General features: G+C 60.9%; 18 protein-coding genes. 9 read left to right on the forward strand and 9 right to left on the reverse strand.

The genetic code is table 11. The features are described 5' to 3' along the window. Window positions 1-166 precede the first annotated feature (166 nt). Both RGCCGE502_RS10575 and RGCCGE502_RS10580 read left to right on the forward strand, forming a co-directional pair. Window positions 167-1,111 (forward strand): carbohydrate kinase family protein, encoded by a 945-nt coding sequence (locus RGCCGE502_RS10575; RefSeq protein ID WP_016554155.1) that lies wholly within the window; start codon window positions 167-169, stop codon window positions 1,109-1,111. A gap of 28 nt (window positions 1,112-1,139) precedes the next feature. After that, a complete protein-coding gene (locus RGCCGE502_RS10580; protein ID WP_016554156.1) occupies window positions 1,140-2,066 on the forward strand; it encodes a pseudouridine-5'-phosphate glycosidase in 927 nt (308 codons plus the stop codon). 30 nt (window positions 2,067-2,096) lie between these two features. On the opposite strand, the gene cckA is transcribed toward RGCCGE502_RS10580, so the two are convergent. Continuing rightward, window positions 2,097-4,697: a cell cycle histidine kinase CckA gene (gene cckA / locus RGCCGE502_RS10585; protein WP_016554157.1), complete on the reverse strand. Its 2,601-nt coding sequence runs from the start codon at window positions 4,695-4,697 to the stop codon at window positions 2,097-2,099. A gap of 286 nt (window positions 4,698-4,983) precedes the next feature. Here cckA and RGCCGE502_RS10590 point away from each other — a divergent pair, with 286 nt between their 5' ends. Next, on the forward strand, window positions 4,984-6,015 hold the full coding sequence (locus tag RGCCGE502_RS10590; RefSeq protein WP_016554158.1) for a flagellar biosynthetic protein FliO: 1,032 nt from the start codon (window positions 4,984-4,986) through the stop codon (window positions 6,013-6,015). A gap of 71 nt (window positions 6,016-6,086) precedes the next feature. Here RGCCGE502_RS10590 and dksA read toward each other — a convergent pair whose 3' ends face one another. After that, window positions 6,087-6,506, reverse strand: coding sequence for an RNA polymerase-binding protein DksA (dksA, locus tag RGCCGE502_RS10595; RefSeq protein ID WP_007532954.1), 420 nt, complete (start codon window positions 6,504-6,506; stop codon window positions 6,087-6,089). Between the two features lie 273 nt (window positions 6,507-6,779). On the opposite strand from dksA, the gene RGCCGE502_RS10600 reads away from it, so the two are divergent. From RGCCGE502_RS10600 to RGCCGE502_RS10615, 4 genes are all read left to right on the forward strand, one after another. Then, window positions 6,780-7,277 carry a SixA phosphatase family protein gene (locus RGCCGE502_RS10600; RefSeq protein ID WP_016554159.1) on the forward strand — a complete coding sequence of 166 codons (498 nt, stop codon included), beginning with the start codon at window positions 6,780-6,782 and terminating at the stop codon, window positions 7,275-7,277. Window positions 7,278-7,353: 76 nt separating this feature from the next. Further along, window positions 7,354-8,829 carry a YcjX family GTP-binding protein gene (locus RGCCGE502_RS10605; RefSeq protein ID WP_016554160.1) on the forward strand — a complete coding sequence of 492 codons (1,476 nt, stop codon included), beginning with the start codon at window positions 7,354-7,356 and terminating at the stop codon, window positions 8,827-8,829. Next, window positions 8,826-9,905 (forward strand): YcjF family protein, encoded by a 1,080-nt coding sequence (locus tag RGCCGE502_RS10610; protein WP_016554161.1) that lies wholly within the window; start codon window positions 8,826-8,828, stop codon window positions 9,903-9,905. The genes RGCCGE502_RS10605 and RGCCGE502_RS10610 overlap by 4 nt, the downstream gene beginning before the upstream one ends. A gap of 206 nt (window positions 9,906-10,111) precedes the next feature. Beyond that, entirely contained in the window at window positions 10,112-10,663 is a 552-nt protein-coding gene (locus tag RGCCGE502_RS10615; RefSeq protein ID WP_016554162.1) for a hypothetical protein, read from the forward strand. A gap of 53 nt (window positions 10,664-10,716) precedes the next feature. Here RGCCGE502_RS10615 and folK read toward each other — a convergent pair whose 3' ends face one another. Genes folK through folP form a run of 3 tightly spaced genes read right to left on the reverse strand, consistent with a single transcriptional unit; the run spans window position 10,717 to window position 12,459 of the window. After that, window positions 10,717-11,235, reverse strand: coding sequence for a 2-amino-4-hydroxy-6-hydroxymethyldihydropteridine diphosphokinase (folK, locus tag RGCCGE502_RS10620; protein ID WP_016554163.1), 519 nt, complete (start codon window positions 11,233-11,235; stop codon window positions 10,717-10,719). Further along, window positions 11,228-11,596 carry a dihydroneopterin aldolase gene (gene folB, locus RGCCGE502_RS10625; RefSeq protein ID WP_016554164.1) on the reverse strand — a complete coding sequence of 123 codons (369 nt, stop codon included), beginning with the start codon at window positions 11,594-11,596 and terminating at the stop codon, window positions 11,228-11,230. Before folB ends, folK begins: the two co-directional genes overlap by 8 nt. Then, a complete protein-coding gene (folP, locus tag RGCCGE502_RS10630; RefSeq protein WP_040674422.1) occupies window positions 11,593-12,459 on the reverse strand; it encodes a dihydropteroate synthase in 867 nt (288 codons plus the stop codon). The genes folB and folP overlap by 4 nt, the downstream gene beginning before the upstream one ends. Before the next feature lie 98 nt (window positions 12,460-12,557). On the opposite strand from folP, the gene RGCCGE502_RS10635 reads away from it, so the two are divergent. Further along, window positions 12,558-13,184, forward strand: a complete 627-nt coding sequence (locus tag RGCCGE502_RS10635) for a DUF922 domain-containing Zn-dependent protease (protein WP_016554166.1) — start codon at window positions 12,558-12,560, stop codon at window positions 13,182-13,184. A gap of 290 nt (window positions 13,185-13,474) precedes the next feature. Here the strand turns inward: RGCCGE502_RS10635 and RGCCGE502_RS10640 are convergent, their stop codons facing one another. Together RGCCGE502_RS10640 and RGCCGE502_RS10645 are read right to left on the reverse strand one after the other, a co-directional pair. Next, window positions 13,475-13,795, reverse strand: coding sequence for a 2Fe-2S iron-sulfur cluster-binding protein (locus RGCCGE502_RS10640; RefSeq protein ID WP_016554167.1), 321 nt, complete (start codon window positions 13,793-13,795; stop codon window positions 13,475-13,477). Between the two features lie 204 nt (window positions 13,796-13,999). Then, the gene (locus RGCCGE502_RS10645; RefSeq protein ID WP_016554168.1) at window positions 14,000-14,368 is read right to left on the reverse strand and encodes an Hpt domain-containing protein; all 369 of its coding nucleotides are present in this window, start codon (window positions 14,366-14,368) and stop codon (window positions 14,000-14,002) included. A gap of 468 nt (window positions 14,369-14,836) precedes the next feature. Between RGCCGE502_RS10645 and RGCCGE502_RS10650 the strand changes: the two genes are divergently transcribed. Next, on the forward strand, window positions 14,837-21,502 hold the full coding sequence (locus RGCCGE502_RS10650) for an apolipoprotein A-IV repeat region-like domain-containing protein (RefSeq protein ID WP_016554169.1): 6,666 nt from the start codon (window positions 14,837-14,839) through the stop codon (window positions 21,500-21,502). A gap of 191 nt (window positions 21,503-21,693) precedes the next feature. Here RGCCGE502_RS10650 and RGCCGE502_RS10655 read toward each other — a convergent pair whose 3' ends face one another. After that, window positions 21,694-22,302 carry an ABC-type transport auxiliary lipoprotein family protein gene (locus RGCCGE502_RS10655; RefSeq protein WP_016554170.1) on the reverse strand — a complete coding sequence of 203 codons (609 nt, stop codon included), beginning with the start codon at window positions 22,300-22,302 and terminating at the stop codon, window positions 21,694-21,696. Between the two features lie 22 nt (window positions 22,303-22,324). Next, a complete protein-coding gene (locus tag RGCCGE502_RS10660; protein ID WP_016554171.1) occupies window positions 22,325-23,695 on the reverse strand; it encodes an MlaD family protein in 1,371 nt (456 codons plus the stop codon). Between the last annotated feature and the right edge of the window lie 3 nt (window positions 23,696-23,698).

Here is a 23,698-nt window from a genome sequence, read left to right on the forward strand (position 1 = left end):
TCATTGCGCAAGCTGCCTTCAAATAATTGAAAGAAAAAGGTAAAATGGCCTGTGTTCTGCATTTGTTTTAGCTATGAAAAGCAACAGCTTAGAAATAGGGCGCTGGCGGACAACCGGGTAGCGGCAGCGGGACGATTCGCGTCTTCCGGCACTGCGGGACGATGAGATGAAACAGAAGATACTTGTCCTTGGCGGAGCTCACATCGACAGGCGCGGACGCATTTCCGGGGATACCGTGGCCGGTGCCAGCAATCCTGGCTCATGGTTCGAGGAGCCAGGCGGCGGCGGCTTCAATGCGGCGCGCAACCTGGCCAGACTGGGGTTCGAGGTGACGATGATTTCGCCCCGTGGCGGCGATCCGATCGGCGATATGGTGAGCGAGGCAGCCGACTTCGCGGGTGTTCACGACCGGCCCTTTGTCTTTCTCGACCGAAAGACGCCGAGCTATACGGCAATCATCGAGAACGACGGGAATCTAGTGATTGCGCTTGCCGACATGGATCTCTATCGCATGTTCGTGCCGCGCCGGCTTTCGATCCGTGCGGTGCGCGAGACCTTTGCCGCGACTGATTTTATCCTCTTCGACGCCAATCTGCCGGCAGAAACGCTGGCATCGATCGTCGAGCGCGCCAAGGCTCTTAGCAAGCCGGTTGGCGCGATCGCGATCTCGCCTGCGAAGGCGATCAAGCTGAAACCATGCATCCACGGAATCGACTATCTATTCCTCAATGAAGCCGAGGCTGCCGCGCTTACGGGAGAGCGGCCGAACGACCCGGCACATTGGCCGTCACTGTTAGGCGACATCGGCCTGCGCGGCGGTGTCGTCACGCGCGGCCAACGCGAGCTGATTGCGTTTGCAGATCGCCGCGTTGTTGCCCTGCAGCCGGTAGATCTCGAGGGCGTAGCCGATGTCACCGGCGCCGGCGACTCGCTTGCAGCCGGCGTCATATCAGGGCTTATGCGCGGAATGCCCTTGGCCGAGGCAGTGCGCGAGGGTGCGGCCGCGGCAGCCCTGACTGTGCAGTCCCCACACGCGGTCAATGAAAATCTTTCTCCGGATTTGGTGAGGGAGACGCTTGCCCTTGTTCCGCCAGCGAGAATTTTGCATTGAAGCCAATACCGACGAAATGGAAGAGACAATGACAAAACCGATCTCCCCCCTCCTGCCGATCGCCTATTCCAAGGAAGTCGCAAGCGCAAAACAGCGCGGCGCGCCGATCGTGGCGCTCGAGTCGACGATCATCACCCACGGCATGCCTTACCCCGGCAACATCGAGATGGCTCGCAGCGTCGAGGCGCTCATTCGTGAGCAGGGTGCGGTTCCCGCTACCATCGCTGTGATTCATGGGACCCTCCATATCGGCCTTGAGGCCGAACAGCTGGAGCAGTTGGCTCAGGCCAAGGATGTCATGAAGGTCTCGCGCGCCGACCTCGCCTTCGCGATCGCCGAGCGCCGTCACGGTGCGACAACCGTGGCAGCTACAATGATCGCCGCCGAGCGTGCCGGCATCAAAGTCTTCGCCACGGGTGGCATTGGTGGCGTCCACCGCGGGGCGGAGGAAAGCTTCGATATCTCCGCTGACCTCGAAGAACTCGGCCGCACCGGCGTCATCGTCGTTTGCGCCGGCGCCAAGGCAATCCTCGACATTCCGAAAACTCTGGAAGTGCTCGAAACCGCTGGCGTGCCTGTCGTCACCTATGAAAGCGAGGAATTTCCAGCCTTCTGGTCGCGTGCTTCTGGATTGCGCAGCCCGCTGACGCTCAACAGCCCGGCAGCCATCGCCAATTTCCAGGCGGTGCGCGAGCAGCTCGGAATTGACGGCGGCATGCTGATTGCCAACCCGGTGCCGGAGGCAGACGAGATCCCGCGGGAGGAAATGGAAATCTACATCGAGCGCGCGCTCGACAGTGCCGAGCGCGAGGAAATCAGCGGCAAGGAAGTGACGCCTTACCTGCTCAGCACGATCTTTGACCTGACCGACGGCCAGAGCCTGAAGACCAACATCGCGCTAGTGGAGAACAATGCGCGACTGGCGGCAGAAATTGCCGTCGCGCTAGCCGGCTGATTGTTTGAAGGAGGGGCGCCAAGGCGCCCCTTAGCTGTCAAGCGTTTCCTTGACGACGACGGCAAGCTGCTTGAGGGAGAACGGCTTCGGCAGAAAGCCGAACTTCGAATCCGGCGGCAGGTTGCGCGCGAACGCATCCTCGGCATAGCCCGAAACGAAAATGAACTTCAGGTCCGGATAATTCTTGCGCAGTTCGCGCAGCAGCGATGGACCATCCATCTCCGGCATCACGACATCCGAAACGACGATGTCAACCTTGCCTTCGAGTTCGTCCATGATATCCAGCGCCTCGACGCCGGATCCCGCCTCGTAAACCGTATAGCCGCGGGTCTCGAGCATGCGCTTGCCACCCCGACGTACCGCTTCCTCATCCTCGACCAACAAAATGACGGCTGACCCGGTCAGATCCTCAGGTTGCTCCACAGCTGCCGGCACGGCTTCGATCGGTGTACCAGCCGCTGGCGTGACGGCGTCCGCCTCCGCGGCAACCGCCGGCTCGACAATATGGCGCGGCAGGAACACCCGGAACGTCGTCCCCTTGCCAACTTCGGACTCGGGCTGGATGAATCCGCCCGATTGCTTGACGATGCCATAAACCATAGCGAGGCCAAGCCCCGTTCCCTTGCCCACTTCCTTGGTCGTGAAGAAGGGCTCGAAAATCTTGTCCATGATCTCAGGCGCGATGCCCGTCCCGTTGTCCGAGACCTCGACAAGGACCATGTCCTCGTGTGGCATGTAGGAATAGTTGAACGCGGCCACCTCTTCCGCCGTCACGTTCTTCGTGCGAAGCGTCAGCTTGCCGCCTTGCGGCATGGCGTCGCGCGCGTTGACGCAGAGGTTGATCAGCACTTGCTCGAATTGCGAAAGGTCCGTCTTCACGGGCCAGAGATCACGACCATACTCAACGTCGAGCTTCACATTCGTACCGGACAGCAGGCGATCGACAAGCATCCTGAGGTCGCCCACCACATCGGTCAGATTGAGCACGGTCGGTCGCATCGTCTGCTTGCGTGAGAACGCCAGCAGTTGCCGCACAAGCACGGCGGCACGATTAGCGTTGCGTTTGATTTCCATCAGGTCCGCAAAGCCTGGATCGGCAGGCCGCGCCTGCAGCAGTAGATGGTCGGAGGACAGCAGGATCGCCGTCAGAACGTTGTTGAAGTCGTGCGCGATCCCACCTGCCAGCGTGCCAACCGCATTCATCTTCTGCGTCTGGGCCATCTGCGCCTCGAGCGCCTTCTGCTCTGTCACCTCGACGGCATAGACGATCGCGGCCTCCTCCGGCGCCTCGTCGCTCTGGTCGATTACCGCATTGACGTAGAAGCGGAAGTGGCGGGCTTCATCCGTCGGCGTGCGCGAATCGATCGGCGGGATATCGCCCTGCCGGTCCTTGGCCGCCGCAAGCGCGTCTTGCAGCCTTGCCTTGTCGCTGTCCTGCACAATGACCTCAAGCAAGGCACCGTTCTCAACGTCATTGCGGGAGACGATTCCGGAAAACAGCTTCAGGAAGGGCGCGTTGGTGCGCAGGATGCGGCCTTCGCCATCCACCGAGGCGATCGCCATCGGTGTGTTGTTGAAGAAACGCGTAAACCGCATCGCCGCGGCCGAGGCGGATTGGTCGCTTTCTCCGCTCTTCTGGCGGGTCAGCACAATCGTCCGGCTTTCTCCGGGCGCGCCGTCACGCGTCGACGTGACGCTGTGAACGATCTGTGCAGGCAGGCTCTGCCCGTTCATCTTCTTTAGGTCGAGATCGAGCGTCACCGTCTTCTTCAGGCCGGGATCCGCCTGCACCGACTGGATCAGCGCAAGCCCCTCGCCCGCGACAAAGTCGCCAATCGTGACCGAACCGGGCACGAATTTCGTGAGATCGATGCCGAGCCACTCGGCAAGCGTCGCGTTGAGGTAGAAAATCTCGCCCTTGCGCCCCGCCGAAAAGAACCCAGCCGGCGCATGGTCGAGATAGTCGATGGCATTCTGCAATTCCTTGAAGAACCGCTCCTGATCGTCGCGTTCTGATGTGATGTCACTGATCTGCCAGATATGAAGCGGTTTGCGTCCTATCTCCTCGCTCTGGAGTGTCCGCGCCTTCAGACGGTACCAATGCGCTCCCGCGCCGCTTGTTGCAGGGCCGAGCGACCGCAAAAGGCGGAATTCCTCGCTGCCCTCCCGGCCCTCACGCAATCCGTTGGACAGGCGATAGAGCGCCTCGTTCGATTCCCGATGTCGCGACAGCAGCGCTTCGAGCGTCTGAACCTCCGTCGACTTGCGCGCGCCGGTCAATTGACCATAGGCCGCGTTTGCATAGACGATGCGACCCTTCTCATCGGTGATCAGAGATCCGTCGGGGTGGCTGTTCAAAAAGGCACGCGCCAGGCTGTCCGACTGCCGCTGCGGCATGACCTCGATGAAACCGATCACCGACGACACGAGGAAGAAAATCCCCACCATGGCCAGTACGCCGAGAACACCGAGCACCATCTCGTTGTCTAGTGAGCGTTTAAAGACAACGAACCCGGCGGCTGCGCCAATCAAGACAAGCGCGAGCAGAATGATCCGCAAGGCCGTGCCCGTGCGGCCCCCGCGGTCCAAGAGCGGTTCGTTAAACTCGTCGGCCTGACGCGGTTTCGTCATCTATTCCCTCGCATGGCCTGCCGGGCTTCGGTCGTAACAGGAGACAAAGCAGGAATCAGGCACCTTTTTCTTCTTACCAATTTGCGGTCTCCGCCAAAACACTGGTCTCCATGAAGACTGATTGAATTCACAGCGAAGAGCGCCAATTTCGCCATTAAAATGCGTTGTTAAGAAAACATGTTCGAATTCCACTTCGGGTCGGGATGACTGGACAAGGCCGTCGCGACGTGTCTACGAAGTAGTAATGTCGCGATGTGGTGCAAAACCGCGAAGGGAGTAAACCAAGATGTTCGATGATCTCATGGGAGCTTACGGAAGCCGCTTCCTTCTTGCCGCTGGCGGCGTCGGCTTGGCTCTATTGCTGCTGATTGTCGTACTCTGGATCGTCCGTAGCCGCGCGCCTTCGCCTTTCGTCCGTGGCGGTCGCAATCGCCAACCACGGCTGCAGGTTCTTGATGCCGCCGCCGTCGATGCGCGCAGGCGCCTCGTCCTCGTTCGTCGTGACGATATCGAGCATCTGATCATGATCGGCGGTCCGACCGATATCGTGATCGAGAGCCGCATTGGCGAAGTTATAGACAAGCCAGCAGCGATCGAGATAGCGAATCAATCTGCCGCCGTTCCGACCCCGGCGCAGCTGGCGCCTCCGCAGATCGAGATGGTGCCTGAGCCGCTAGCGCCCGCTCGCATTGCGCCTGCCGAAGTCGAGACTGCACCGCCGGTCCTTCGTCACACGCCGACCGACCCTTCTCTCGGCGAGCGCGCGCCGATCGAGGCGCAGCCTGAACCGGTTGCCGCTCCAACGCCCCCCTCGCCGCCGCCAGTTGCTGCCGAACGTGAGCGCGCCCCACGTCCAGCACCGTCGTTCGAACCACGTCAGGCACCCTCGTTCGAACCACGCCCCGAGCCACGACCAACACCTGCCCCGATCGAAGCCTCAGCCGCCGCTGATATCCTTGATTCCGCCCGCCAGCGTGTGCTGCCGCAACAGCGCATCGAGCCCCAGATCACCCCATCGCCCGTCCGAAGCGCTCCTGCGCCCGTGCAGCCCTCGTCGGCGTTCGTTGAAGTGGGAACACTGGCGCCAGCAGTACAGCCGAGCGACTTTCAGCGCATTCTCGAGGAGGAAATGACCAGCACGCTTGCCGCTGAGCGCATCGTACCGGCACCGCAGGCACCTGCACCGCGGCCCAGTCCAGCACCCGGCAACCAACCTCGCCGCGATCCTGAAATGGCCCCGATTACCGGTGCTGATGCTGCTCTCCAAAACGAAGTCGCACGCATCTTCGGTGAAATGAGCGTCAATCGCGACAAATAATCGATCGACGGACAAATAAAAAAGGGCACCGCGGAAACCGTGGTGCCCTTTTTCTTGTCGGCATTTCGGGATTATTCGTCCCGGTAGACCTTTTCCCGGCGCTCGTGCCGTTCCTGGGCTTCGATCGAGAGCGTTGCAATCGGCCGAGCGTCAAGCCGCTTGAGGCCGATTGGTTCGCCTGTTTCCTCGCAATAGCCGTAGGTGCCGTCTTCGATACGTTGCAGTGCTGCGTCGATCTTGGAAATCAGCTTTCTCTGGCGGTCGCGGGCTCGAAGTTCGATGGCCCGGTCGGTTTCAGACGATGCCCTGTCAGCAAGGTCTGGATGGTTTGCGCTTTCCTCTGCCAGGTGGTCGAGGGTTTCGCGCGCCTCTCTGAGGATATCATTCTTCCAGGCGACCAGCTTGGCTCTGAAATAAGCCCGCTGATTACCGTTCATGAACTCTTCCTCTTCCGAGGGTACGTAGTTGCTAAGATCGATCTTCTCACTCAACGCGATTCTCCTGAAGAACATCTCATCTGGCGGGTGTATATCGCGAGCACTGCGGTTGATTCAAGCCAAATACGCTAGGTAAACAGTTTTTTAAATCTGTCATATTTTTACGCTAACAGACTATTTTCTCACCACTATTCCCCCGGGCACGTGTTTCGCTCCCGGTAACCCCATACTTTCCTACCTCGGATTTAGCGGCGACTCCTGCTGGCACGGTTGACGCGTGGGCCGCTCACCCGCTACTGAAAAAGTCCCTTCGACGTGGATTTTCCTATGGCTGCAATCACGCCTCCGCCCTCCCGGATTTATCTGCTACGGCACGCCGAAGCTGCTTGGGCCGCACCTGGACAACGTGATTTCGACCGCCCCCTGAACGACAAGGGCTATGCGGATGCTGAGATCGTCGCCGATAAGGCTGCCGACAAGGGCTACAGGCCGGATCTGCTTCTGAGCTCCACAGCTGCGCGTTGCCGGGACACTGCTGATGCCGTGCATCGGGCCATGGGCTCCACGCTTGACCTCCGGTTTGTCGACGCCCTCTACAATGCCTCGCCGGAGGTCTACCTTGAGATCATCGACGCACAAGAAGCCATCAATTCAGTAATGCTTGTCGGCCATAACCCAACGATGGAACAGACGCTCGAAGCGTTGATTGGCCACGAGGAGCTCTGTCGAGCGCTGCCGACTGGCTTTCCGACGGCCGGCCTTGCTGTTCTGGACTATGACCGCGGGTTGCCAGGCTGGCGCCTCGTTGATTTTGTGATCGACTAAGGTCTTTTCGCGGAACGTCTTTTCGCGTCGACCTGCGGTCCCTATATGGCTTGTCACGATCCACCGGAATTCCGCCTTGCCGCCCAGCCTGACCTCCTTTTCCGACGACGCGCGCATTGCCCTGGACAATCTTGCTGACCGGGCGTCGGGCCTGATCAATCCCACCGTGCGCCTCGGCGTGACCGGCTTGTCGCGCTCCGGCAAGACGGTCTTCATCTCATCTCTGGTCCACAACCTTCTGCACGGCGGTCGTCTGCCACTCTTCGAACCCGTCCAGTCCGGTCGTGTTTCGGCGGTGCGGCTTGAGCAGCAACCGGACGATGCAGTGCCGCGCTTCCAGTACGAGGACCACATTCGCTCCCTCGTCAAGGATCGCGTATGGCCGGACTCGACGCGGGCGATCTCCGAACTGCGCATCACGTTGGACTATCAGAGCGCGAGCGGCTGGAACCGGCTGTTCTCGCCAGGCAGACTATCGATCGATATCGTCGACTATCCCGGCGAATGGCTCCTCGACCTGCCGCTGCTCGCAAAGGACTACCGGACATTCAGCGAAGAGACGATCAGCTTGGCGGGAGCCGGCATTCGCGCAGAGCTTTCGCAGGCTTGGTTGGCGCTCACTCACGCCACCGACGTCACTGCTCCGGCGGACGAGATGCGCGCGCGCGATCTCGCCACCGCTTTTTCTGATTATCTCAAGGCCTGCAAAGCCGACGAACGCTCGCTCTCGACGCTTCCGCCGGGCCGCTTCCTGCTGCCGGGAGATCTCGATGGCTCGCCGGCCCTAACCTTTGCACCACTGGCACTTCCGCCGGAAGCTAAGCCCCAAAAGGGGTCCCTTTGGGCAATGATGGAGCGACGCTATGAGGCCTATAAGTCCGTCGTCGTGAAGCCCTTTTTTCGCGAGCACTTCGCTCGCCTCGATAGGCAGATCGTGCTCGTCGATGCCTTGCAGGCCATCAACCGTGGCCCGGAGGCGGTACAGGACCTCGAACGAGCCCTCACGGACGTTCTGGCTTGCTTCCGCCCAGGCACGAATTCCTGGTTGTCCTCATTGCTCGGCCGCCGGATCGACCGCGTCCTCGTTGCGGCGACGAAGGCGGACCATCTGCACCACGAAAGCCATGACCGGCTCGACGCCCTCACCCGCCGCCTGGTTGATCGCGCGGTGCACCGGATTGGCATGGCCGGCGCCGGCATTGATGTCATGGCGCTCGCATCGGTCCGCGCCACCCGCGAAGCCACTGTTCAACGCGATGGCCATGACCTCCCGGTCATCGTTGGGACACCGATCGAAGGCGAAACCATCGGCGGAGAGCGCTTTGACGGTCAAAAGAAGACGGCGATCTTTCCCGGCGACCTGCCGGCGGATCCCGAGAGCCTGTTCGAGCGGATCGAATCGGGAGACAGCGATGTTTCCCTGCCCGATGTGAGCGTCGTCCGTTTCCGTCCGCCCCACCTTGAGGAAACGGGTGGCGGCATAAAGCTTTCGGTTCCGCATATCCGCCTGGACCGTGCCATGCAATTTCTGTTCGGAGATCGCCTCGCATGATCAAGCCACCGTCCGAACACCCAACACCTCGCGCGCCGGCCGCCTTTTCTTATGAAGAGGATACACCGGCTCGACCAATGATCGAGACCAAACACCGCCCGCGGCGGCCCGGCAGCTTCACCGACGATGTCGTGCTGACCGCCGACGAGGATGACCCATTCCTTAGTCCCGAAAGGGATGTCGCGCCAATTCCGGTCGCAATCCCGCGCAAGCGTGGCGCGTCGTTTGGGAAAATTGCGGCTGCCGCATTCGGCATCCTTTTCTCGCTCGCTTTCGGCCTATGGACTGACAGCCTGATCCGCAATCTCTTCAGCCGCGCCGACTGGCTGGGCTATGCCGCGCTTGCCGCACTCGCGATCGGCATCATGGCGGTAGTCGCCATTGTCGTCCGTGAAACAGCCGGAATGATGCGGCTGGCTGCCGTGCAGGAAATTAAGACGGAGGCCGAGGCCGCCATTGCAGAGCCGAAGCCGGCGAAGGCACGCGCACTGGTCAAGCGCCTCGAGACCCTGCTTTCCAGCAAACCTGAGACGGCGAAAGGCAGAGCGACACTGAAAGCGGCGGAGGGCGATATTATCGACGCACCGCATCTGATCGGCCTCGCCGAACGGGAGCTTCTGGCGCCGCTTGATCGGCAGGCACGCGCGTTGATCGTCAATGCATCGAAGCGCGTCTCCATCGTCACAGCCGTCAGCCCGCGCGCGATCGTCGACCTGCTGTACGTGCTTTATGAGGCCGCTCGTCTGGTCCGAGCCATGGCGGAACTCTACGGCGGACGGCCAGGGACCCTAGGCATGATCCGACTGATGCGGGACGTGCTGGCGCATCTTGCCGTGACCGGCTCGATCGCCGTCGGCGATAGTCTGGTGCAGCAGGTGCTTGGGCACGGACTGGCATCGAAACTGTCCGCGCGCCTCGGCGAAGGCGTCATCAACGGGCTTATGACTGCCCGCATCGGGATCGCGGCCATGGATCTCTGCCGTCCGCTTTCATTCCACGCACTGAAGCGTCCGGGAATCGGCGACTTCATCGGTGACCTAACGCCGTCCATGACGTCACGTGACAAGAATTCTTGAGAATTGACAGTTTTCAAAGTCTTGCCAGGCGTTGAACGGCATGGGAAAATACTTGCTACGAATTCAACGGGCGCCCTGATCAGGACGATCAGCAACTGCGGGACGCCCTGAAACTCAGCGCTTTTCGGCCCACAAGAAACCAACCGTTAACCATTCTGCGGCAAAACTTGGGACCAGTTAAGCGATGGTGTCGCTAGGGAAAATCCATGTATTCGCGCAAGTTTCTTCTTCTTTTCGGGCTCGCTGCCGTGGCGCTGTCACCGGTCGCCGACATGGCTCCGTCCGCAACGGCGGCAACACGGGATAAGGCCTTCTTCGAGTCAATCGCCGGCACCTGGCGAGGTCCCGGCGAGATCGTCGCTGGCAAGTACAAGGGCACGAAATTCACCTGCAACCTCATTGGCGAACCGGTAAGCGCCGGTGGCACGGGGATCAAGCTCGACGGGAGCTGCAGGGTCGGTGTCTTCAAGCAACCCATGACCGCGCTCATCACCCAGTCCGGCAATTCCTACAAGGGCAAGTTCCTTGATGGCGCCGAGGGCAAGGGGCTAGACGTCGTCTCGGGTGCGGTGACGCCGGATACTGTGGTTGTTGGCCTCAACCGCTCCAAGCTCAACGGCGCGATGATCGCCCGCGTCCGCGACGACAAGACAATGAACATTACCGTATCGGTCAAAGTCGAAAGTCAGATGATCCCGGTGATCGGCCTGACGTTGACGCGTCAGGTCGACGAAATCACCGTCGGCTCCGTCGAATAGGTCTTCAGCATAAGTCCAGCGGAAGCGGCGGATTTTCCGCCGCTTTTTCTGTTTCAGGCAGTCTGCCACCAGTCGCTGTTCTGGTCAGCCACATCAATCCCATGCACATCTGCCTTCACCAGCCATTGGCGAACGCTCGCTCCGTTGACAAGCAGATCCGGCGCGAAGTCAGCGAGCGGCATCAGCACGAAGCCGCGATCTGTCATGCGCGGATGCGGAAGCTCCAGCCGCGGTGCCGATTGCGCCACATCGCCGTAGGTCAGAATATCAATGTCCAGCGTCCGCGGCCCCCAGCGCTCGATGCGCTCGCGCTTCATGTCCCGCTCGATATCAAGGCAGACATCGAGAAGCGCCTCGGGACCAAGCGTCGTCTTGACCGCAGCACAGGCATTGAAAAAATAAGACTGGTCGGTCTTTCCCCACGGCGGGGTGCGATAAAGCCGCGAGACGGCGACAACGCGACAATCGCGCCTCTGGTCAAGTGCCCTCAGCGCGAGGGCCATGGCGTGGACGGGATCGCCGAGATTGCCACCAAGTCCGAGCGTCGCGGTATTGAAAGTAGCCTCAGGCAAAGTGTTCGACGCTCACCTGGACGAAATCAAGAACGCCCGGCACCGGTGCGTTAGGCTTGCGGACCGTGATTTTTGCACGCCTGATCTGCGGAAATGTCGAACACAGCCCCTTGGCGATATCAAGCGCAAGCGCCTCGATCAGATACCGACGCTTGCCGGTGACAATCTCCTCGATCACCGTGAAAGCAATGCCGTAATTCACGGTATCGTTGATCGAATCGCTCTCCAGTGCATCGCCGGCGACAACGTCGAGTTCGGCATCCACGAAGAAACGCTGACCGAGAAACTCCTCTTCGTCGTGAACGCCATGCCGGGCAAAGAAGGCACAGTTCTGAAGCGTGATGGTGTAGGTGGTGCTCATGCCAAGGTTCCCTGCTCGAAGCTACAGCGCGCCGCAAGCATAGCATCGGCGATGGCCAGAGCGTCCCTGTTGATTGCGACATCGTGTACGCGAAAAATGCTGGCTCCCGCCAGACGCAGCAGCGCGCTCGTCGCCGCCGTCCCAACGTCTCGATCGGCGGCTTCCCTGCCCGTAACGGCGCCGACAAACCGTTTGCGCGAGGTTCCGGCAAGCAGCGGAAATCCCAAGCGGTGCAGTTCGCTGAAACGGGCCATCAGCTCGATGTTTTCCTGCGTGTCCTTCGCAAAGCCGAAGCCGGGATCCAGCACCACGTGATCCTTAAGGACCCCAGCTGCGGAAGCGATTTCGAGCGAGCGCTCCAGGAAAGCAAACTGGTCGGCGATCACGTCCGGAAGCTTCTCCCGGTCGCGACCGGTGTGCATCAGGCACAGCCCCGCACCGGTATCGGCAGCAATATTCCCGATTTCCGGCTGCTTCTGAAGTCCGAATACGTCGTTGATGATGTGCGCGCCCGCGCCGACGGCAAGTCGCGCGGTCTCGGCGCGATACGTATCGATCGAAATCAGCGCGTCAGTCTGACCACGCAGCGCCTCGATGACCGGCAGCACCCGCGCCTGCTCTTCAGAAGGAGTAACGGCGGCAGCGCCCGGGCGTGTCGACTCCCCGCCGATATCGATGATGTGAGCTCCCTGGTTCGCAGCTTCGAACGCATGTGCGACAGCCCCTTCGACGCTCATATATCGCCCGCCGTCGGAAAAGGAATCCGGTGTCACATTGACGATCGCCATGAGCACGGAACGCGCGCCCAGTTCGACCTCACGACCATGCCCGACGCGCCAGAAGCTGCTCCTAAGCTGTGTCAACGGCATTCATCCTATCGATCGAAAAAAGCGCCAGCGATATTGCGCTGGTCGTGGCTATGCCCCAAGCTCCGGCAAACTTCAACATGAGTATCTGCAGAATGCTTTTCGTACCGCGTTATATGCCGCTCCTCCTCGGGTTTTCCATGGCCATAGCCGCCTGTGGTCCAGCTGACGCTGCTGTCATCGCGACGCGAAGCTACTCATATTTCACCATCAAGGGCAAAACCGCCGACCAACTGGATCAGCAACTGAGCAGCAACGGACCGACCGCGAGCGGTTCGTCGGCTCGTCACCCAGGAGCCACCAAGATTCGCTTTGGCGGCGACGCCACCTATGTCCAGGCGGGAGGGCGATGCCGGGTAGGCAGCGCCAAGGTCACGGTCCACACACAGATTATACTGCCACGCTGGACCAACCGCAGAGGTGCGAGCAAGCAGTTGTCGATGATATGGGACGCTCTGTCGAGCGACATCAGGCGGCACGAGGAGCGGCATGCCGAGATTGCTCGAAACCAGGCGCGCATCATGGAAAGGCAGATCCTCGCCCTTCCACCACAGTCCACTTGCGAACGCATGCAGGAACTCGTCACCGATGTCTCGACACGCGGAATCGATGAACACGACAGGCTGCAGGCCCGATTCGACCGAATCGAAGCCGTCAATTTTCAGAATCGGATGCTAAGACTTCTGAACAATCGGATGAAAATATCCGGCGGCGAAAGATAGCCGATTCTCAAGCCTAAGGCGATCACAGAAGTTTAGCCGCGTAACGAAACTTGTGTGAAACTGTAGTCGCCCCAGTGATTTACTGGTTATTTCTCGGTCTAGCTAAATCAACTACAACGCGCTAATATTCAGACATTCGAAAGTTCAGGTTCGTAAGCCCGAACTTTCGCTCCTGGGTTCTCCTGGCGCGTTGCGAAGCCGCGGACGATCCTCCCTCGTCCGTAGGTAATGCGCCTACCTCGCCTCGCTCGTCTAACGGCCAGCGAGGCTTTTTTTGTGCGGAGTGGCGATCAGGCCTGCCGCTCGGGCACGTGGACGATGAGCCCATCCAAGGCGGCCTTCATTCTGATCTGACAGGAGAGGCGTGACGTCGGACGCACGTCAAACGCGAAATCGAGCATGTCTTCTTCCATCGCCTCGGGCGGACCGACGCGCTCCGTCCACTCGTCGTCGACATAGACGTGACAGGTCGCACAGGCGCAGGCGCCGCCACATTCGGCCTCGATGCCGGGCACCGAATTGCGCACGGCATTTTCCATAACCGTCGATCCCTGGTCGACATCAAGATCGAAGTGCGTGCCGTCGAAGGCGACAATAGTCAGTTTGGGCATAGTGATTTCCGGTGGTCGTCAATGGGAGGGTCTGGATTTTTCTTCCAACAAATCGTCGAGGCAGTCAACATTGACCGCCAGATGCTCTTCATCACAGATTGAGAAGCGACGCGCTTGTCAAAATGCGTCACGCCGACGGTCACAAAAAGACCCGCTGCTCCGAAATGGATCAGCGGGCCGGCTTCCGTGGCAGACTTGCGTCGCTCAACGGCAGAGCTTGAGGATAAAGTTCTCGGCCTCGATCACCGCAATGCCAACCGCCGCCATCGTGGCAGCGTCGCCGCAATTGCCCTCGAGCGCCTCGGCAGCCGCATGAACGCGGAACGCGCCGACCGCGCTGGCCGCGCCCTTCAGGCGGTGAGCCGCAGCTTCAATCGCCTTGAAGTCGCCGGACGATATTTCGTGCAGACAAGCCCGCGCCTGCCGCGCAAACATCTGCAGAACTTCGATTTCCAGGCTCTTGTCGCCCATTGTCTGGTTTGCCAAATGCACCAGATCCACGGGACGCTCCTGCGATGGGCGCGGACCCTTGCAATTGTCGGGTGCCGCAAACGCAATACTGACTGCTGCCATGTGCCAATTCTCCGGTCGTCTAGCCCCGCTGTTAGATGATCGTGCGGGCACCATGTGGGCATCGCGTTAAATTCCGGCACATTCAGGGCGGATTTCTCGGGATATGGTTAACATCGACTAAACGTCGTTAACCCTTTGGTTTTTAAGTGCGCACGTTTGTTAAATGGTGTTAACAAGACCTTAATATCAGGGGATTTGACTGGTTGCGTTAATTGTCTAGCAGTCTCGGATGTGTCACTACGATACTACTGGGCGAGCTCTCCGGTCCCTGCCTTTGCTCGCCAAGTGGATAATGGTAATGTTTTGATACCGTCTGTATGAAAAAGCAGCTATCCACTCTGAAATGATATGCTTATCCGTCCTCGGCAGCGTGGACGGGCGGGCTCAGAGGCTAAGGTTTTGTTCGGGCTCGGCGGGAAGCCCGGACGCGTTGTTGAACCGGCTGGGATGTAACGAGGCGTAACGTAAATGGCGAACAACAAGTACAACGAGTCGATCGAGGACAAGGCGTTCAAGGCATTGGACGAAGCGCTCCAGATCGACTTCGGAGAAGACGATACGCTGTCTCGCAACGGCAAGACCGACGCCCCGGAGGCCAAATTGTCCGAAACACCAAGTGCCCGCAATCAGCAGAACCAGACAGACGCCAAGCGCGCCCGCGCTGCTAACACGCCTCGCCAGCCCGAACAGCCGTCGCGCGCTCCATCCTTCGCCGCCAACGACGCCAACCGCATATCGCCGGCTTCACTCCTGAAGTCCCTGGAGAACGGCTCCAGCCGATCGGCCATGCGCAATGCAACCCTCGTGTCGCTTCTGTGGATCGTCGCCGGACTTGGCCTGATGGCCCTGCTCTATTCGCCGCAAATCTGGCAGATCCGCTCGATCGCCGACCTTTTGGCCCTGCCTGGCGTCATCGCCGGCTTTATCGGTATTATCGTGCCGGTGCTGCTGTTCTATGCCTTCGCGGTCATGATGGCCCGCGCCCAGGACATGCGCAACGCCGCACGCTCCATGGCCGAAGTTGCGCTCCGTCTCTCGGAGCCTGAGACCGTTGCCTCCGAACGCATCATGACGGTCGGCCAGGCGGTTCGCCGCGAAGTCTCGGCAATGAACGAGGGCATCGAGCGCACCATTGCCCGTGCGTCCGAACTGGAAACCCTCGTCCACTCCGAGGTCAACGCGCTCGAGCGCAGCTACGCCGACAACGAATTGCGCGTGCGCGGCCTCGTGCACGAGCTGGGATCGGAGCGCGAAGCGATCGTCAACCACGCCGAGCGCATCCGCACGTCGATCTCAGGCGTCCACGATCAGCTCAAGGAAGACCTGTCGCTTGCGACGGAGGAAATCGCGGTACGCCTCGCAACCTCTGGCGAAGCCTTCGCGTCGATGATCGACACGCGCGCTGCCGCGATCACGGAAAAATCCGAGTCGGCGATCCAGTCGCTCGGCACGTTGTTGGCGGCTAAGACGGATTCTCTGCTGCAAACACTCACTTCGTCTGGATTCGCGCTCACCAATGAATTCGACACACGGCTGGATTCGCTCACGTCGAGCCTGAGCGAACACGGAGATCAGATTCTTCGGCAGTTCGAAACGCGTGCGTCCACGATGGACAGCAACGCCGAAAAGCTGAACGCGGCGTTGAACGACCGTGCCCGTCAGCTGAACGAGATCCTGATTGCCCGCACCCGCGAGATCAACGAGAGCCTGACGGGCGGCGAACGCACGATCAGCACCACGCTTGATGACGTCCTCTCCAAGCTCAACAGTGCTCTCGACGAGAAGGGTTCGAGCTTCCGCCAAAGCCTGCAATCCAGTGTCGACGACACTATCATGGATCTCGACCTGCGCTCCGGCTTCTTCGACGAGAGGCTGCAGGCGACGGTCGCGCAGCTGTCGACCTCGTTCGATGAACGCGTTGCTGAATTCGCCAACGCCTTCGACAAGCGGGCCGGCTCGCTCGATACAAAGCTCATGGAGAGCCTGAACCGCATCAACGAGACGATGACCGGTGGCTCGGAGTCCCTGAACGGCATTCTGAGCTCGAGCATCGACCGGCTTGGCGCGTCGCTGACCGACCAGTCCTTCGCATTGGCAACCGCTCTCGCGACCAGCCAGGAAGTCATGGAAAGCTCGCTGGCAGGCAAGGTTTCCGAGGTTACCGAAGCGATCCATACCCATACGACGGGTATGACGTCCGCGCTAAGCCACGCAACCTCCGAAATCTCGCTGGCGCTGGCATCCGGCACGTCGGAACTTCACAACAACCTCTCGGCGCGGGCGACGGAGTTCCGCGACACGCTGCTGTCCACGACCTCCGACCTGAGTTCCGCGGTGTCGGCCGGAACCGAGCAGATCACTTCGGCCTTTGGCCGTGCCGACGAGCTGAACACGATGATCTCGAGGCGCGCCGCTGATATCACGCAGGCGCTCGACTCGGCGCACGAACGGATCGACGGCGTGATGGCTAATCGCGGTGGCGCGCTGACGACAGCCCTCGCCGACAGCCAGGAACGGTTCGAGAGCACCCTTGCGAGCCGCTCCGAAGCAATCATCAACGCCGTCGCGGGCAGCCATGAGCGCCTTGCCGAAACGCTCGACGACAAGGCGATGACACTGGCGATCTCGCTGGACGAAAGCCAGAACCGCTTCGAGGATACGATCGCCAAGCGCGCCGACTCGATCGTTGCTTCGATGGCCAGCGGCCACGAACGGTTCGCCGACACTCTTGATGAGAAGGCGATGACGCTCGCCATTTCGCTCAATGAGGGCCAAGCCCGTCTCGCCGATACGCTCGGTCACCATATTGAGACCGTCGCAAACCAGCTCGCAGGCGGCCACGACAAACTCAGCGAAGTCCTTGATGACAAGGCGATGTCGCTCGCCATCTCCTTGAACGAGGGGCAGTCCCGCCTCGCCGACACCCTCAGCCACCATGTCGAGAAGGTCGCAAACCAGCTCAACGGCAGCCACGAGAAGCTCAGCGACGTTCTGGATGACAAGGCGATGGCGCTCGCCATCTCCCTCAACGAGGGACAATCCCGCCTTGCCGACACGCTCGGTCACCATGTCGAAACGATCGCGAACCAGATTGCCGGCGGCCACGAGAAGCTCACGGAAGCTCTCGACGATAGGGCAATGGCGCTCGCCATTTCCCTGAACGAGAGCCAGACCCGTCTCGAAGACACGCTCGGTCATCATGCCGACACGATCAGCAATTCACTCACCGGCGGTCATGACCGGATCACCGAGGCGCTCGACGATCGCGTCATGGCGCTCGCCGTATCACTGAACGAGGGTCACAGCCGCATCGAGGACGCGCTTGGGCGGCGCGTCGATACCATAGCCAATTCGATTGCCACGGTTCAGGACCGTCTTTCCGATACGCTCGACGAGAAGGCCATGGCGCTCGCGATCTCCTTCAGTGAAAGCCAGAGCCGCTTTGACGACGCGCTGGAAGCGCGCACCAATGCGTTGCTCGACACGGTGGCTGGCGCAGAATCTCGCGTTGCCGGCGCCCTCGTCGACAAGTCCGATGCAATTCGGAGCGCTTACACTGAGAGCCAGGAACGTCTCGAGCGTTCGCTGAGCGATCACGCAGCGACGCTGGCCGGCACGCTTTCGACCGGCGGAGACCGCATCGAGCAACTCACCGGCAGCGCCGCCAGCCGCATCGAATACAGCTTGAGCGATGCGCATCAGCGACTGGAGACACTGCACGGCAGCGCCGCATCCCGGATCGAAGGAGGCCTTGCCGCCGCCCACGATCGCTTCGAGGCTCTGACGGGCAATGCCGCGACGCGCATCGAAGGGGGCTTGGAATCGGCCCATGAACGCATTCGCTCGACGCTCGCTGATCGCGAGCAGGCGATCAATCTGGCGCTCAGCGATGCGCACAGCCGCATCAGTGACACGCTCTCCGATCAGGCGACGACGATTGGCGCATCGATCGCGACCAGTGTCGGCATGCTGGAAATGTCGCTGGAAGACCATGAGGTCTCGCTTCGCCAGACGATCGACAACAGCGCCCGGGCGCTCGAAGATCGGCTGCGCGACAGCACGGGCCACATTGCCGGTCGGTTCCAAGAGTCCGCTGGCGAGATCTCGCGGTCGGCGGAAACCTTCTCTTCGCAGCTCGACCAGTCCATCGAGGGCATGACCGGCCGCTTTGCGGAAACGGGCTCTCGTGTCGAAGCCGGCCTTGCCGCTCTCGAGAATCGCATTCGTGACGGCGTCGGCGGCGTCGCCGAGCAGGTCGATGCTGCTGGCGGTCGCCTGTCCGACACATTGTCCGACGGCATCTCGCGCCTCGGAACGCTTGGCGAGGAGGCAACCGACAGAATCGCATCGGCGCTCAACGACAGCGCCGCAAAGTTTGCCGAAACGATCGATGGCCGCACCGCGAACCTCACGACGGAAATCGACAGCCGCACGGCCAACCTGACCTCTGGCATCGACAGCCGCGCGGCAAGCATCGGCGAGGCAATGGAACGTGGCAGTGCCCGCATCGAAGAACGCCTGTCGACAATGGACCGAGCCCTGACGGTCGGTCTGGACGCAGTTAACCGCACAATTGAAGGCAAGGCCGCCGGCCTCGCTGCGTCGCTGCGTAGCGCGGTCGCTGAAACGACACAGGGAATGGATGACGAAGCCGCCCGCGCCGCCGAAAACCTCGGCCGCACGGGGCAGCAGTTTGCCGAAAGCCTTGAAGGCAAAAGCAACGAGTTCAGCCGCGCAATCGAAGAACGCTCCGAACAGATCGTCGGCCGCGTCTCAGAAGCCCAGAACCGCCTCGCCGGCCAGGCAGCCGCCGTCGCTCAAACCTTCTCGGAAGCTGGCAACGCAATCATCAAGAAAGTCGCGGAAGCCGAGACCTTGGTCAGTGGCCAGGTTGGTGCCATTTCCCGCGCTCTCGGCGACGCACAAGCGACCTTCGAAAACCATGGCGCCGGCATCCGTACGACGATTTCCGACGCAAGCGAGGGAATCGCCTCGACCATGGCGGAAGTGGAACGCGCCCTGGAAGCGCGCGGGAATGCGATCCGCTCAAGCCTGGAAGATCGCACACGCGAAATCGACTCGACGTTGACGGACGTCGAAAAGGCGCTCGAGGCACGCGGCAGCGCCATCCGCACGACGCTGGACGACCGCACGCGCGAACTCAACTCGATGCTTGCCGGCCGCTCCACGGAGCTGTCGCGCATCCTCGACGAAACCGCACGCCCACTGATCGACCGCTATGCTGAGGCTGGCAAGGACGCCGCCGCTCGTATCACTGCGGCAACCGAACGGAGCACCGAGCGCCTTCGCAGCGAAAACGAAGCCTTGATCAACGCGATTGCCGCACGCACCGAGAGTGCGTCTTCGGCCGTCGATGCGATGGAGAGCAGCCTGCTTACAAACGTCAACCAGCTGATCGAGCGCCTGTCGGACAACAGTTCCGCCATGGGCCAGATGATGAGCCGCGCGACCGAAAATCTGGCTGCGGTCGATGGCCGCCTCGGCGACACGACTTCGCGCTTCACCGAGTCGGCATCGAAGGCCGCTGAGATGGTGTCTGCATCGACGCGCCTGCTCGAAGGCAAGGTCGATCGCCTCTCCGATATTTCCGGCCAGACGCTAGCCCAGGTCGGTGGCATCATCGGTCGCTTCGACGAGCATTCCAAGGTGCTCAGCCAGGCATCAGGGCTGCTTGCGGCGGCTCAATCGAACCTCGTCTCTACACTCGAGGATCGCGAAACCGCGCTGCAGAACCTTTCTGTTGGTCTCGTCCAACGCTCGGAGGAAATCGAAAAGACGATGCGCTCTCTGGGTGGCATGGTCGAATCCGCCTTCGACCGCGCCGAGCAGCGCTCCAATCAGGTCAGTGGGACGCTCCGTGAAAGCGTGCAGTCCTCGTTCTCCGATATCGGCCGCGTTCTCTCTGAAACCGAAAAGCGTGCGGAGGAAGCAGCCGCGACCATGCGTGCAGCGCTGGAAAAGGCCGGAGAGGAAGCCAACGCAACAATCGACGGTGCATTCGGCAACGCCGAGCGCCGCTCCGGAGAGCTTTCCAACCGCCTGCGCGGCGGCCTGACAGCATCCCTCTCGGAAGTCGAGCGTATGCTTGGCGAAGCCGGCCGCCAGTCCGACGGCGCGGCCCAGCAGATGCGCGAATCGCTCCGCGAAGCAGTTGACGAGGCGGTCGCCCGCTTCTCCGGCGCAACTGAGGAAATCCGTCGCTCGGCCGGCGATATCCGCAAGGAACTCGATATGACCCGCAGCGAGTTGAAGCGCGGTGCATTCGACCTTCCCGAGGAAGCCAAGGAGAGCGCGGCCGCAATGCGCCGTGCCGTGGCAGAGCAGATCAAGGCGCTGCAGGATATCTCCCACATCGTTGGTCGCTCGACGCAGCAACTGGAGATTTCCGAACCTGCGCCGCGTGCCATCGCGCAGCCGCAACCTCAGCCCGCACCACGTCCCGCTCAGGCCGTTGTTGCCCAGCAGGCACCTCAACCGGCTGCTCCGGCTGTCCCGGCTCCGGCTCCTGCCGTGACTCCCTCGCCGATCGAGAACTTCGGTCTCCGCGGCTCGCTGGCACCCTCGGCGCCTGCCACCGCAACACCGCAGCGGGCACCCGTGGCCGCTCCGGCACCGGCCTCCCCGGCAACCGGCGGCTGGATCAGCGACCTCCTGCGCGGAGCCTCGCGTGAAGAGGCAGCCGATGAGGCTCCAGCACGGCAACCGGCACCGCGCGCAGAGACACCCGCTCCGGCGCCGGCCCGCACGTCCGACAGCCGCAACCCGCGTCACGTCGTCGAGTCACTGAACTCGCTATCCGTGGATATCGCCCGCGCAATCGATCACGACGCATCGGTCGATCTGTGGCGTCGCTATCAGCGCGGCGAACGTGATGTATTCACCCGCCGTCTTTATACGCTCAAGGGCCAGCAGACCTTCGACGAGATCAAGCGCAAGTACGATCGTGAACCGGAGTTCCGCACCGCCGTCGATCGCTATATCGCTGACTTCGAGAAGCTGCTCGCCGATGTGTCGCGCGGCGACCGCGACAAGACGATCACGCAGTCCTATCTGACCTCGGATACCGGCAAGGTCTACACCATGCTCGCCCATGCCGCTGGGCGGTTGAAGTAAGACCTACCTAAACCAAAAGAAATGGCCGCCCAAAGGCGGCCATTTTTGCATCTCGGGGGCGTTATCCGGCAAAGTGACCGGCTTGACCCTACGACGCTTGTTCTTCAAGAGAGCTGCACCTGGTCCACCTACTTGTCGCGTCGACGGCCAGGTAAAGCGTGCGGCACTTCCGCCCATTCCACTTTCAAGGACTAGATCGACTGCAGCGTCCACGCGACGATCTCGCCGGCTACGGCCGAGAACGCGCGATCGAGGCCTTTTACCAGGCCATCGTTGGAACCGCTGGCAGGCACGACTTGTCTGAACACCTTTTGCGTTCGTACGGTACCGTTGCGATCGTTCAGGATCTTGGCCGAGATCTCGACCACAGCGCGGCTGCCGCCGCTCGTGTCGATCTCAAAGGAACGGATATCCGTCACGAGTTGGTAGTCGATAGCCAGCCCTTGGCCTGGTACGCCGACGCCACCGACCTTGCCGGAGTTCTCATAGGCCTCGACCAGCTTTGCCTGAACAATGCGTGGCAGCTTGTCGCCCCACTGTGCCTTCGACAAATACTGTATTTGCGAAGGAGCCACCCGAACAACGATCTGCTCGCTGTCGATCGCCTTCAGGGCAGTCGGTTGCTGCACCAGGATTTGCCGGCCTTTCGCCGCTGGTCCACTGCCAGTCACCGACCCGGACAGATCGAAGGTATCGTTCTTCGCAGAGGTTCCGCAGCCGGCAAGGCCTGCCAACAGCGGCAACGCGATCGCGGTTGTCGATAGCCACGAACGACGCTGCACCAGATCCGATACGGCCATATGCGCTCCCCTAATGTCCCTCTTAACGCCGCGTCCGGCCGTCATATTGCTTTACAGTATCTCCGCCGAAGATCAGCCGCTGCGGATTGCGGTCGAAGTCACTGATGGTATTACCAAGGCTTTGCACGGTGGCGCGCGTGTCGTTGATGAGCGACTGCATATCGCGCAGTCCACCGCTGGAAAATTTCTGCAGATTGTCGGCGATCGGACCGATCCGAGAATTGAGGTTGTCGGCAACCTTCTTGAAGGAGGTGAGCGTGTCACGCGCCTGCGCAAAGAGCGATTGCGTGTTGTCTGTCCCGAGCAGCGCATCCAGCTTGATCAGAATGCCGTCGACGCGCGTGGACGCCGAGTTGAGCTTGTTCGCCATTTGCGAGACGTTCTGGATTGTCTGGTCGATGTCCTTCTGTCGCGCGGCAACAGTGTTCGCGACATCCTTGATCGAAGCGACAGCGGTGCGCGCATCCTTGGTCGCCTGCGATATGTCGTCGACGGAGCCCTTGACCTTCGCCGGATCGATCTGCGCTACCAGAGTATCCACCCGATCGAGCGTCGCCTGCGCCTTCTTGCCGAGATCGTTGTAGGTCGTTGCCGTTTCCCGGAACGTCTGAATCGCTCCCTTGAAGTCGCCCGACGCATCGGCAACGTCGCGACTGACCTTCTCGGCATTGCTGAGAATAGTATCTATCTTCTTCGCGTCGACGGCCTTCACGAGCGCTTCGACCGCCTCCAGCGTCGAGTCGACACGACCCGAGACCTTGCGAACGGTATCCGACAGTTGCCCGACACTTTGAAGGAATGAATCAATGTTGCCGGAGTTCTTTGCCAACGCGTCCGAGAACGTCTCTGCATTCTGCAACGTCTTCGTCAGTGGTCCGCGTGCGTCCTTCACAAACCCCTGAACCTGCCCGATGGCATCGTTTGCGCGGTCGAGGATTTTGTCCGCCGTCGCAAGAAGGTTGGTCACGCTCGACTGGTCAGCGACGATCACCGCTCGCTTCCCTGTGTCAATCGACTGCTGAAGGATGTTCTTCTCACCGATCTTGCCGCCGGAGAGCTCGATATAGGCAGCACCCGTCAGACCCTGGATTTCAAGGATGGCTTTCGTAGAGGGATAGATCGGCGCATCGACGCGCACCTCGGTGAACGCCAGCGAGAAACTCGGATCGTCGGCGTCGATTGACAGCGACTTGACCGAGCCGACCTGAATGCCGTTGAACCGCACGGGCGAGCCGACGCTCAAACCGTTCGCGGAACCCGGAATGCGGACGATCAGCTCCGCCGTCGGACCGCCACGCCCGTATTCGGCCATCCAATACACGAAACCGAACGCCGCTGCGATAACGAGCACCGTGAAGAAGCCGACAATCGTGTAGTTCGCTTTTGTTTCCATCGT

It is taken from the genome of Rhizobium grahamii CCGE 502 (assembly GCF_000298315.2).
Lineage (GTDB): Bacteria > Pseudomonadota > Alphaproteobacteria > Rhizobiales > Rhizobiaceae > Rhizobium > Rhizobium grahamii.